This is a genomic window from Algoriphagus aquimarinus (assembly GCF_007997215.1).
GTDB classification, from domain to species: domain Bacteria; phylum Bacteroidota; class Bacteroidia; order Cytophagales; family Cyclobacteriaceae; genus Algoriphagus; species Algoriphagus aquimarinus_A.
Genome location: NZ_VORW01000029.1, coordinates 1 through 12,394 on the forward strand (window position 1 = coordinate 1; position 12,394 = coordinate 12,394).

The window sequence follows — 12,394 nt, forward strand, 5'->3', positions numbered from 1 at the left end:
GGAAATCAGGGTCAATTTAAAGCCTAAATTGTAATCACGTTGCGAACGCTTTTTCCCCTTGACACTAGAGAGGTTTTCTTTTTCCATAATAAGTCGATTTGGTGTCAACTTATTTCAGGACGAGACATAGATAAAAAATAAGGGGCGAAAGATTTTTCGCCCCTACGATGTTCTCTACTAATCTCTTTTCATAACGCTAAAATCGTAGACTCAACCTTCGAGAGGAACATAATTTCCTTTGTTCTCTTTATGCCTTTTGTGGTAGATTATTTTTGTACCACAAAATGAACAAAGGACATAAAGCTCAAAATGAGAATTAGCCGTCCAAGAAGATATTCTCTATGTTTTTCTATGTTCCTATTTGGTAAAAAAGATTAAACCACATAGAAACATAGCTCTCATAGATTAATAAAAGGCAAGTCAGCACTCAATAGTGGATCTAATAACTTTGTTCTCTTTATGCCTTTTGTGGTAGATTATTTTGAACCACAAAAGGAGCAAAGGACATAAAGCTCAAAATGAGAATTAGCCGTCCAAGAAGATATTCTCTATGTTTTTCTATGTTCCTATTTGGTAAAAAAGATTAAACCACATAGAAACATAGCTCTCATAGATTAATAAAAGGCAAGTCAGCACTCAATAGTGGATCTAATAACTTTGTTCTCTTTATGCCTTTTGTGGTAGATTATTTTGAACCACAAAAGGCATAAAGAAATCAAAGTCTTTGCACGAGAATTAAACGCACTTAAAGCAGAATTATCTCTATGTTTTTCTAGGTGAGTAGATGGAGAAATATTCCATTATTAATTATCAAACTCAATTATCAAAAGAAAGTCTAAAACCTAAATAGTGCTCTCTGCTTCCTCCTCTGTGAACATTGTGGTTAAAACCCTCAATCGGAAACAGTAAACCTCACTCCTAAGAAACCTCTTATTCCTTGATTGGGAGCATACACATAGGTTGGATCAAAGGTTAAAGCATTTGGGTTACTTGGCGTTGGAATCACTGTTCCATTTGGAGAAAACTCAACTCCTTTATCAAAAGGATCAAAAGACCTAGCTATAGAATTTGCCGCAGGCGTGAAATTCAGGAGATTTTTTACTCCTCCATATACTTCCCATTTCTCACCAAGCTTCTTTGTCAACTGTATATTCTGAATACTGTACCAAGGAGAATAAGCAGGTCTGTCATCCAATGGACCCAACAATGGTAAACGCATCGGACTATATACATTTCCGGTATAATCGACAGTCAAACCCAATTGAAAGATATCATAACCAACCGACCAAACACCGGAAAAGCGCTCTGTAAGCAACTGACGGGTTTTGATACCTTCTTCTTCTATACTCACATCCATAAGTGTTCCTCCTGCGGTCACGTTCAAACCGTTCGGCCAGGCAGCGTCTATATTTAGAGATACTCCCTTCGAAACTGCTGAGCCATTTAAATTGGAATAAATGATCTGATTTGGGTTCGTCTCATAGTCTGGGATAATTCGGTTGATGAAATAAGTGTAAAATGCCGAGCCATCTAGCCCGATAAAAGTCCCCATATCCGTGTAGATTTTCTTCACCAGATTGGCATTCATATTCCAACTTTGCTCTGGCTTCAATTCCTCTGTAAAGACAACTTCCCTAGCTCCAGTAAGTGCAGCGTGATCTTCGGTAAACACATTTGCTACACGAAAGCCATTTCCTGCAGAAAGCCTAAAAACCGTGTGCTTGTCGGCGGAGGAAAGTTTGTAATTCACACGCGGCGAAAAAATCGAGCCATGGATAGAGTTATAGTCGTATCGAACGCCTAGAAGCAAACTCTGACTTTCAGTCAACTTGATTTCGTCTTGCAGAAAAGCTCCCGGTAAATGAATGACTGAAGGTGAATTTATATCTGTAACTAGGTCAGAAGTAGCCGAAGTATTATCATCATAAAATGTATAGCGATAAGCCAAACCAAGCAATAGATTATGTTTCTGAACAGTTTTAGCCCATGTCAACTGACCGAAACCAATGTATTGATCCGCTTTATAAATCGTAGTCCCGTAAACTGAATTTTGATTGTGCCCATTTACAGAAAACTGAAAATTCATTGTTTCGGAAGTTGGTAATTGCCAAGTACCAAAAGTCTCCCATCGACTGGTATAGATGCTTTCACCATAAACCTCATCTCCTCCCCGATCCGCACTCGTCCAGTTCATTTCGCCTCCCCAGCGATCTTCATAGACATATCTTCCGGCCATGGTAAAAAGCCTGTCTTCTGGTCGCAAAACATTGATTTTTTGAAAAAAGGAAATACGCTTAGAAAGTGTCACATCCGTAAAGCCATCACCGTTATTGTCTATAGGATTGTCGTAATAAAAGGCATTTAAGCCTGTCAGAGACTGAATGTTTTCACCCCAATTGGATCGCATACCGAGATCCAGATTCATTTCTCCCCAACCAGTGCCAAAGAAATCGGCTGAAACTAACGGTGCAGATTCTGGCTTTTTTGTTATCACATTGATCAAACCGCCAACTGCCTCTGATCCATATAGTGTAGATGCTGGACCTTTCACCACTTCCACTCTATCGATCAGCGCCTGTGGAATTCCTGTCAAACCATACACGGTAGCCAAACCACTCACTATCGGCATTCCATCAATCAAGACCATAGTATATGGCCCTTCCAGTCCATTTATATGGATATCGCCGGTGTTGCAAACATTGCAATTGATCTGAGGACGAACGCCGTTTACATTTTGAAGAGATTCAAAGATGGAAGGCGTAGGATTAGCTCGAAAGAAATTAGCTGAATACACTTCCACAGGTACAGGGCTATCTAATTTTGATACTTCCTGCATGGTTCCACTCACTACAACCTCATCCAAACCACCATCCATTTCTTCCAATTGAAAGATTAATTCGCTCTGACTTTGGGGAATAGTCACCTTCGCTTGTGCTGATTTGAAACCTACCATGGAAGCTTGAACTGTAAATGTTCCTGCAGTAGAAATTTCTATGGAAAAAGCGCCATTTACATCTGTCACTGCACCTTTAGCTAAACCTTTCACATAGACGTTTGCAAATTCTACAGCTTCTCCCTCATGCAAAACTCTGCCATTCAGAGCATAATTTTGTCCAAAAGCATCTAGGGAGAAAAGTAAAAAGCATACTAAAAGGTTGTATTGATATCTCATAGACTGGGAGTTAATTCTGAATTAGATACGACAAAGCTATATTGTTAGATTAATCTAACAAAATTGTTTTCAAATTTATTTCCTCATATTTGAATACTAAAGCAATAGATCATGGCATCACAAACGGAAGAGAATTACCTGAAATCACTTTTTAACCTCGCTAACGAGAAAGGGGAAGTCAATATCTCCGAGCTCGCTTCTCAGATGCAAGTGAGCATGCCGACGGTAAATAGTATGGTGAAGACCCTCCAAAAAAATGGGTGGTTGATCTACGAAAAGTATAAGCCTGTCACACTCACTCCAGAAGGTAAAAAAGACGCAGCACTAGTTATCCGTAAGCATAGACTTACAGAGATGTTTCTGGTAAATAAAATGGGCTTTGGTTGGGAGGAGGTGCACGAGATAGCCGAGCAGGTAGAGCATATTCACGCTCCAAAATTTTTCGAGCGCATGGATGAGATGATGGGTTATCCTACTATCGATCCGCATGGCTCGCCAATTCCCGACAAGCTAGGTCGAATACAGGAAATTAATTATCTCAGTCTTTCAGATTGCAAAGCTGGTCAACTGGTGAAGCTTGCAGGGCTCACCAACTCATCGACAGAATTTCTGGAATTTCTAAATGGCCGGAATCTCAGTTTGGGAATAGAACTTACGATTCGATCCAAAGAAGCTTACGATCAAAGTATTGTAGTCAGTTACTTAAATCACAACAGTGAAACACTTTCAGAAAAAGTTTGTGAGAAGCTATTGGTTAAAGTAGTGGAGTAACCTTAATCAAAATCTTCTGCAAGAAAAGTGATGTGGGTTCTTTATGAATCATTCTATTTTAAATCTCTAAAATTCTCAGCTAAAAAGTCCCACCCCAATGGTAAAACTATAGATCTGATAAATGAGGTTTTATGCCTATAATTCATCTTTAAAACCCTATGCACCATCCAAACTAATGATTACTTTTTTCCCCTTGGTCAAATATTTGTTACATTTTGCAGGAATCAATTTTCAAAACATGATCATAGACGTACATACCCACATCAATAATTACCATGAAGACCGTGTAGTTTCACTGGAAGACTGCCTAAATAAATTGACCGATACTATGGAGGAGAATCAAGTAGATTACTCTCTCGTGCTCACTTCATACAAAGTCAATGAGCACAGACCAAGCACCAAAAAGGTGGTTGAGGCGATAGCAAACAGGAAAAATCTAGGCGTGGTAGCAGGAATCAGCTATCTGAATTACAACCACCATGACTTACGGGAAATTGCAAAATATCTGGAAGCTGGTCTAATTAAGGGATTAAAGCTCTATCCTGGCTACGAGCCTTTTTATCCAAATGATATGCGGATGAAGGTAGTTTATGACATGGCGATAGAATATGATGTACCAGTGATGTTTCATTCGGGTGACACCTATGCACCAACAGGACGGGTAAAATATTCCCACCCTATTCATCACGATGATTTGGCGGTGGATTATCCTGAATTAAAAATTGTGATCTGTCATGTAGGTAATCCCTGGATCAAAGACTGCATGGAAGTAACCTACAAAAACAAGAACGTTCATGCGGATTTTTCAGGTTTGGTACTGGGAGATTTCTCGGAGAAGTTTGAGCGCTGGATGAAAAATGAACTGGAGCAAATGATCACTTATGCAGGAAATCCAAAGTACCTGCTTTATGGAACAGATTGGCCTATTTCTTCCATGAAATCCTATTTGAATTTCATGAAAAATCTAGATCTACCACAGGAAAAGAAAGAATTGATCCTTTGGAAAAATGCTGCAGAATTATTCAAACTCGATGTGAATAGTTTTAAGTAATATTGAGGTTATCAGAAATCATAAATTTACCCTCGAGATCCAAATAATATGGTTGGAGGTAAAAGTTGTAATTACTAGTTTCAATTATGCTACCAATGACGGATTATATTTTTTAAGGCAGATCGTGTCAGTCCGAGCGTCCCGAGCTATCGGGATCGAGGACAAAAACTTCACTTACTTTAAAAGAGCCTTCGACTTCGCTCAGGCTGACACCGGCAGCTCTCTTTTGTACGTTCTATACTTTTTTTACTCAACCTGACAATAGCGACCTCTGCGTTATCCTCCGCGTACTCTGCGGTTAAAACCAAAAACCACCTGCCGATTGCTCAACAGGTGGTTTTTCATGAAATCAAAACTCGTAATTAACGAACTACTTTTTTGTAATCTGTCACCAAATGCTCGATGAAAAACTCCATCATTCTATCTCTGTTCAAGGCAGTGTGACCGCCATCTGGCGCAACCTGAACTTCTATGCTTTTACCTGCATCTTGAAATGCTTTGATCAGCATAAGTGAGTTGGCTGGGTGTACGTTGTTGTCAGCTGTACCGAAGAAAACCAATAATTCTCCCTCAAGTTGATCAGCCATATTCATTAAGCTGAATCTATTATAACCTTCTTCGTTATTTTCAAGCGTACTCATAAAGCGCTCAGTGTAGATGTTGTCATACAGTCTCCAGTCGGTTACTGAAGAATTGGCTACAGCCGCGTGAACAAGCTCAGGGAATCTCAGCAACATAGAAGCAGCTGTAGTTCCACCGTATGAAGTTCCATAAACTCCTACTCTATCCTTATCGAAATATGGGCGATCATGAAGTGACTTGATGCCTTCGGCAAAATCATCCATTTCTACCAAACCTAGATTTCCGTACAACTGATCAAGCAATTTCTTGCCACGACCTTTGACATTTCGTCCATCAATATTCAATACCAAAAAGCCATATTCAGTCAATGGATCTGGCAACGTGAAATTCTCTCTGAATGCGTTTGTAGCTGGTCCACCGTAGTTACTGAGGATCACAGGGTATTTTTTACTTGGGTCAAAATCAGATGGAAAATGAATCATACCATGCAATTCCGTCACCCCGTCTTTGGAAGTAAAGGTGAATACCTCCACTTTTTTCAAACCCAATTCCTCAAACTTGCTCATGTCGCTTTTCGCTAATTCAGCTACCACTTTTCCTTTCGCATCAACCAAATTAGTGAATGGAGCCACGTCGTGAGTTTGTGCGATATCCACAAAGTATTTTCCGTCAGGAGAAATAGTCACTGAGTGATTGAAAGCAGGATCAGTCAAGCGTGTGTCTTTTGAACCATCCAATTGAACTCTGTGAAGCTGCATCATCATGTGGTTTTCACCACTGCGAGCCATGTAGTAAAGCGTCTTATTAGCCTCATCTACTTTCACGATATTGGATACTTCGAAAGGATGAGAAGTGATTGCATTGACTAGTGTTCCGTCAAAATTGTACAGATAGTAATTGTTGAAACCGGATCTTTCGGAAGCCCAGATGAAGTGTTTCCCATCAGCCAAAACATTCATTTCTGGTGAATTCTCTACGAAACTTGGAAGCCATTCTTCGCGGATTACAGTTCTGCTTTTGCCTGTTTCTGGATTTGCCGCGCGGAGCTCAAGGATATTCTGACGTCTATTAGTGCTGTGGAAAAGCAATTCTTTGCCATCAGGAGTCCAAGACATATCATAAATATAAGTTCCCAGATCGCCGTCACTATATGGCTTTCCATCTCGGATATCCAATTCCGTTACCTTTTTGGTAGCCAAATCATAAACCATCAAATCTACTGGGAGATTTGGCTCACCTACCTTAGGATAGGCTTCCACCTCAAGAGAATCATATAAACTCAATTGATTTAGAAGTACATAATATTTCTTCACATCTTTCTCTACAAATCTGTAGAAGGCGATTTTGCTGCCATCTGGAGACCACCACATAGCAGTGTTCTGGCTCAATTCCTCACCATACACCCAAGTAGCGATACCGTATTTCACCTGATTTTCCTCGTTACCATCTGTAGTGATAGCGACTACATTGCTGCCGTCAGCATTGCTGAGGTACATGTTGCGATCCTCGGTGAAGGCATTGTGTTTTCCATCTGGAGACTCTGCAGCGTCAAACTGACGACCACGAGCAGGACGATTAAAAGATCTACGCTCAGGTCTTGGGATATCCCCCCCCTCAGTCACCTTTTTGGTTTTTACAGAAAAGGATTGAAGTTTTCCATTTTCAACATATTCAAATGATTTACCATCTTCAGCCCACTTTACATTAAGACTGCCTGGTTTTACAGCAGATCTAATCTGAGGTGCTATTTTTTGGTATTGTTCATGGCCAGGCATGCTTTTCAGCTTGTCCTGAGCCTGCGAAACAGAAACGGTAGTGGCTAAAGCTGCTGCCATTGTAAGGAAGAACTTATTCTTCATATGATATTTGGGTTAAATTTATTCTAGTTGCGATGATACTATTTTTAGCCGTAAAAAGCAGGTAGAAATATACGATAGGTTAGTAATAAGCTGATAAGTCCTGATCTAAACACCTCTTTTCACAAGAAATAAGATGAGCTAAGAGAAATCTAACTTCAGTGAAGCGGCTCACAATTGGTGATTTTGTAACCAATAGGCAACAAGCGGCATCCAAGAGATGAATCAATTTAACTCCTAATGAAATCCATCTCTACTTTTACACATTTCCTTCTTGCCAGTGCTTTCTTCTGTTTGCAATTCCACCAGCAGGTTTATTCCCAATCGCTGGAATCTAAGATTGATTCATTGCTTGAAAGTACTTTTTCTCCTGAAGGTCCAGGTGCCGTTTTTTTGGTTGCCAAAGCTGGTAAGCCTATTTATAAGAAAGCTTTTGGACAGGCAAACCTTGAGCTGAATGTCCCAATGAACACCGATAATGTCTTTGAAATTGGCTCCATGACGAAGCAGTTCACGGCTGTTGCTATTTTGATGCTGATGGAGCAAGAAATGCTCCAATTGGATGATGAGATCACCAAATTCATCCCCGACTACCCTACTCATGGCAAAACCATTACTGTTCATCACTTGCTCACACATACTTCCGGGATCAAAAGTTTTACCAGCATGAAATCTCTTCGAACTATTGAAAAGCAAGATCTTACCCCAATGGAATTGATTGATTTTTTCAAAAACGAACCCATGGATTTTGACCCTGGTGAAGAGTACAAATACAACAATTCAGGCTATGTGATTTTGGGAAATATCATCGAAATTCTTTCGGGTGATTCTTATGCTGATTTTATTGAGAAAAACATTTTCCAAAAACTCGAAATGAACTCTTCGCAATATGCGAGCCATTCCCAAGTGATCCCAAACCGTGCTTACGGCTATCATCAAAAGGATGAATATGTAAATAGAAATTACATCAGCTTGAGTTTACCCTATTCTTCTGGCTCGCTGATGTCTACCGTAGAAGATATGCTGAAATGGAATGAAGCGATCAAAAACAACATCCTTTTGAAGCCAGAAACCATGGTAACAGCTTTTGAAAACTACTCCTTAAACAATGGAGAGAAAATCGATTATGGTTACGGGTGGAACATCAGTAGCTTAAGTGAATCACTGAGCTATGAGCACGGAGGTAGCATTTTTGGCTTCAAATCCATGGGGGTGTATTTGCCAAAAGAAGATATCTATGTGATCGGATTGAGTAATTGCGATTGCAATTCACCTACAGTATTGACAAGAGATATAGCGATTCTGACCATGGAAAAGTAAAAGCCTGTAGCTAGGTGCTACAGGCTTCAATTGAACTATTCAATAAAGATCTTTAGTAATTGCTAGCGATTACTCGAGGAAGGAAGACCTGGGTTTTTCTCAAGTTCCTTGATCGTCCAGTATTCATCCCTGTCTTTATACGCTTCCCGCACATTGCCTACCACTCCTCTCCAGACTGTTCCTGAATTATTCAACTCAGCCCGGATGTAGCTGAGAATATCCGAGATTTCCACATTATTGTATTGAGCTACTGGAGCCATCGGTCCATTATAGGTTTTCCCATCCACTGGCCCGGTCAATCCATGAAGAAGGATTTTGGTGGTAGTGATTACATCCCCTTGTACTCTCGGAGACCCTACAAGTGAGGGAGCCAATTGATCCTTCCCTTTCCCATCGGTGCCGTGACAGGAGGAACAATAATCCTGAAATATTTTATAGCCATTCACGATTTGAATAGCACCCTCACCCTTTAGTTTATGTTTTTCTTTTAGCGCTTGCAATTCATCAAATGATGGGTTTAGATTTTCTCCTGTAGTTATTTGCAATAATTCATTCTGAGGGAATCGGCTACTGATATACTTTACCATTTCCTGTGTACCATCATTGTCAATTCTTGCGCTTAGTACCAACTGCTGCAAAACTTCTGGATTATCATCAGACTTCATGTTGTCTAATGCTTCAAACATTTCCACATCGCCTGATTTCAAATAGGGTTCAGAAATTCTAATTGCAGCTGCACGGACTCTATAATCCGCATCTTTCATAGCATCCTTAAGCACCTCTTTGTCGATGGCATTCAATCCCTCAAGTGTCCAAAGTGCATGAAGCCTTTCTAAACCGAAATTCAAATCAGGATTAAATAACTTCCTGAAAAATCCTTCATTATCTATTGCCAAATCTTTCAATGTGGACACGACAGATTGATCATTTTTCAGGATGATCAATTTTTGAGCAGTCATTCTCCACCAGCCATTCGGATGAGCTAAATAAGGGATCAATTCGTGAGCAGATTTTTCCAGAAGTTCTGGTTTGGGCCCAGGAACCATATCTTCATGATAAACACGATATATCCTTCCTCTTTGATAAAACTTATCGTAGCCTCTCTCATCCACGATTCCACGTAAATAACTTCCTTTTCCTACCCAAGTGCCTTCTTGAATAATTCCCCGATACATATCTGCGACATAAAGACTTCCATCTGGTCCAGTCGCGGTGAATACAGGCCTGAAAAGCGGATCCGTGGAAGCTAGAAATTCTGCTTGATCATAGGCATTTTCTAAAGTGATTTTTCCATCCTTATGAATAACCTTCGCACGTCTGATCAGCCTCCCTACTGGCTCAGGAATAAATAAATCACCGTAGGCATTAGGCATTTTATCGCCTAGATAAACTTCCTGTCCCGACACTCCCGTAAAGCGATTCAATGTGTTATCCTCAGGTCTCATTCTTCTTGGACCACCTTGCGCATCTGGATTTCCTACTATCGGCCATGGCTCCATAAAACTTTCATCCCATTGTTCCTTCAGCTCCAATTGCCCGTAACTAGGGTGCTGTTGGAATCCCAATGCCGGCACTTCTGCTCCAGCCCTGGAGAAAAACAACCTACCCTCTTCATCTTGGCTTAGCCCATATTGACCAGGCAAAGGCTCTGGAAGTGTATCTCTGAGAATTTTATCACCTACAAATCTGTATCTAAAAGGCTTATTGGATACATATAGCCAATTGTCTATGCTCCACAGCAAATTGGCATCCTGATGCTCCAGGTTTCGATTATCCCGGACTGTATCTTCGAGCAAAAGAATTTTTTCATCTGCAACACCATCTCCATTCGTATCACGATAGCTATACAAATTTCGATTGTACGTTTCTCCTACAATCACACGATCATCTAGCGGCAAAACAATCCTTGGAAGAACTAGACTATCTATGAAAATGGAGCTTTTATCCATTTTGCCATCTCCATCAGTATCTTCAAGCATCATGACCTTACTCCAAGGTTCATTTTCATTGCCTGCATCTACATCCTGCATGTAGGTATTCATCTGAGCTACGTACATTTTCCCATTTCCATCCCAAGTGATAGAAATCGGTTCGGCAATCATCGGTTCACTGGCAACAAGTTCAACTTTGTATCCTTTGGGAACGTGAATCCTCGCTAGAGATTCTTCCGGTGAAAGCACCTTTAGCTCAGGATTGGCATCAATTACTGGCTTTTCGTAAATCTCTTCTAGGTATATTTTGTCTGGTTTTTGACAAGCATAAAAAGTCAAAGAAAGCCCGAGCAGATAGAGCAGTTTTTTCATTAGGGGATTTTGGGTTTTAGGTTTGGAGTTATCTTTCTAAATCCTCAGACATAGATTAATTACGTTTAAATATAGGACACTTTCCATCGGATAAAAAAAGTATAACCCACTACCAATACTTACTTGGAAAGTAGATTTTGTATAGTAAACCCGATAAAGGCATAATCTTTTCCACTCAGCCACAATTGGATTTCCCTCCTCATAAAATCTCCATATATTGGATTTGTAAAGTTACAACCCCGACAATAACCTAATTTATGGAATACAGAAAGTTAGGAAACACAGGAATGGACTTGTCTATTCTTGGATTTGGAGCATCGCCTATGGGAGATGTTTTCAATGTTTCTGACGAAAAAGACGGATATCGAGCCGTCGACTATGCGATCGATCATGGTGTGAATTTTTTCGATGTTTCTCCCTTTTATGGCCTTACTCTGGCGGAAAAGCGACTTGGAAATGCCCTCGAAGGAAAGCGTGACCAAGTTATTTTGGCTACAAAATGTGGTCGATATGACTTACAGGAATTTGATTTTTCTGAAAAGAGAATTCTGAAAAGTGTAGATGAATCTCTTTCCAGACTGAAAACAGATTACGTCGATCTCCTCCAGCTTCATGACATTGAGTTTGTGGACAAAGAGCAAATCCTAAATGAAGCCTGGCCTACGCTAGTGAAACTCAAAGAATCCGGTAAAGCCCGATTCATAGGAATAACTGGATTGCCAGTAAACTATCTAGCTGAAATCACTCGGAATATTGAAGTAGATACAGTATTGTCTTGGGCGCATTATAATCTTTTGGAAGATGAAATTAATCGTGAATTGGTGCCACTTTCGAAAGAAAAAGGCTTCGGCCTGATGAATGCTGCTCCCTTGATGCAGCGCATACTTTCGGATGCTCCACTTCCTGAATGGCATAGATCTCCTCAGGCTATGAAGGATATGCAATCGAAGCTACTTAGCCTTTGTGCGAAGTATGGAGTGAAGCTCAGCGATGTGGCTATTCGCTATGCCTTGGATCATCCTGATATTACTACCACAATCGTGGGTATGTGTGATCTTGCTACCATCACTCAAAATGTAAGCGTGCTTGATTTCCGAATTCCTGATGGCCTTTTGGAAGAAATCGAAACTATGGTAGCTCCTGTCAAAAACCAAATGTGGTTTGAAGGGAAAGCGGAGAATAATATATAAGCTGGGAGACCGAAGACGGGAGACGGAAGTGGCGTTCATCGCAAACAACGGAGAGCCTGTCCCGATTCGTCGGGAAGTGAATCGATCTGTTTGTTAGAAGTAACCCTTCGACTCCGCTCAGGGTGACATTCGACTCCGCTCAGGGTGAC

Annotated in this window: 7 protein-coding genes; 4 read left to right on the forward strand and 3 right to left on the reverse strand. The window is 40.5% G+C overall.

The features are described 5' to 3' along the window. Window positions 1-892 precede the first annotated feature (892 nt). Window positions 893-3,172 (reverse strand): TonB-dependent receptor, encoded by a 2,280-nt coding sequence (locus tag ESV85_RS20950; protein WP_146921118.1) that lies wholly within the window; start codon window positions 3,170-3,172, stop codon window positions 893-895. Window positions 3,173-3,283: 111 nt separating this feature from the next. Between ESV85_RS20950 and ESV85_RS20955 the strand changes: the two genes are divergently transcribed. Beyond that, entirely contained in the window at window positions 3,284-3,943 is a 660-nt protein-coding gene (locus ESV85_RS20955; RefSeq protein WP_146921119.1) for a metal-dependent transcriptional regulator, read from the forward strand. A gap of 238 nt (window positions 3,944-4,181) precedes the next feature. Continuing rightward, on the forward strand, window positions 4,182-4,994 hold the full coding sequence (locus tag ESV85_RS20960) for an amidohydrolase family protein (RefSeq protein ID WP_146921121.1): 813 nt from the start codon (window positions 4,182-4,184) through the stop codon (window positions 4,992-4,994). Between the two features lie 362 nt (window positions 4,995-5,356). Here the strand turns inward: ESV85_RS20960 and ESV85_RS20965 are convergent, their stop codons facing one another. Continuing rightward, window positions 5,357-7,435 carry a S9 family peptidase gene (locus tag ESV85_RS20965; RefSeq protein ID WP_146921123.1) on the reverse strand — a complete coding sequence of 693 codons (2,079 nt, stop codon included), beginning with the start codon at window positions 7,433-7,435 and terminating at the stop codon, window positions 5,357-5,359. 237 nt (window positions 7,436-7,672) lie between these two features. On the opposite strand from ESV85_RS20965, the gene ESV85_RS20970 reads away from it, so the two are divergent. After that, window positions 7,673-8,752, forward strand: coding sequence for a serine hydrolase domain-containing protein (locus ESV85_RS20970; RefSeq protein WP_146921125.1), 1,080 nt, complete (start codon window positions 7,673-7,675; stop codon window positions 8,750-8,752). Window positions 8,753-8,814: 62 nt separating this feature from the next. Here ESV85_RS20970 and ESV85_RS20975 read toward each other — a convergent pair whose 3' ends face one another. After that, window positions 8,815-11,055: a c-type cytochrome gene (locus ESV85_RS20975; protein ID WP_146921127.1), complete on the reverse strand. Its 2,241-nt coding sequence runs from the start codon at window positions 11,053-11,055 to the stop codon at window positions 8,815-8,817. A 257-nt stretch (window positions 11,056-11,312) separates the two neighbouring features. Between ESV85_RS20975 and ESV85_RS20980 the strand changes: the two genes are divergently transcribed. Then, window positions 11,313-12,245: an aldo/keto reductase gene (locus ESV85_RS20980; protein WP_146921128.1), complete on the forward strand. Its 933-nt coding sequence runs from the start codon at window positions 11,313-11,315 to the stop codon at window positions 12,243-12,245. Window positions 12,246-12,394 lie beyond the last annotated feature (149 nt).

Excerpts from the sequence above, each read along its gene's own strand:
- ESV85_RS20950 (WP_146921118.1), bottom strand. The coding sequence starts at position 3,172 with ATGAGATATCAATACAACCTTTTAGTATGCTTTTTACTTTTCTCCCTA.
- ESV85_RS20955 (WP_146921119.1), top strand. The coding sequence starts at position 3,284 with ATGGCATCACAAACGGAAGAGAATTACCTGAAATCACTTTTTAACCTC.
- ESV85_RS20960 (WP_146921121.1), top strand. The coding sequence starts at position 4,182 with ATGATCATAGACGTACATACCCACATCAATAATTACCATGAAGACCGT.
- ESV85_RS20965 (WP_146921123.1), bottom strand. The coding sequence starts at position 7,435 with ATGAAGAATAAGTTCTTCCTTACAATGGCAGCAGCTTTAGCCACTACC.
- ESV85_RS20970 (WP_146921125.1), top strand. The coding sequence starts at position 7,673 with ATGAAATCCATCTCTACTTTTACACATTTCCTTCTTGCCAGTGCTTTC.
- ESV85_RS20975 (WP_146921127.1), bottom strand. The coding sequence starts at position 11,055 with ATGAAAAAACTGCTCTATCTGCTCGGGCTTTCTTTGACTTTTTATGCT.
- ESV85_RS20980 (WP_146921128.1), top strand. The coding sequence starts at position 11,313 with ATGGAATACAGAAAGTTAGGAAACACAGGAATGGACTTGTCTATTCTT.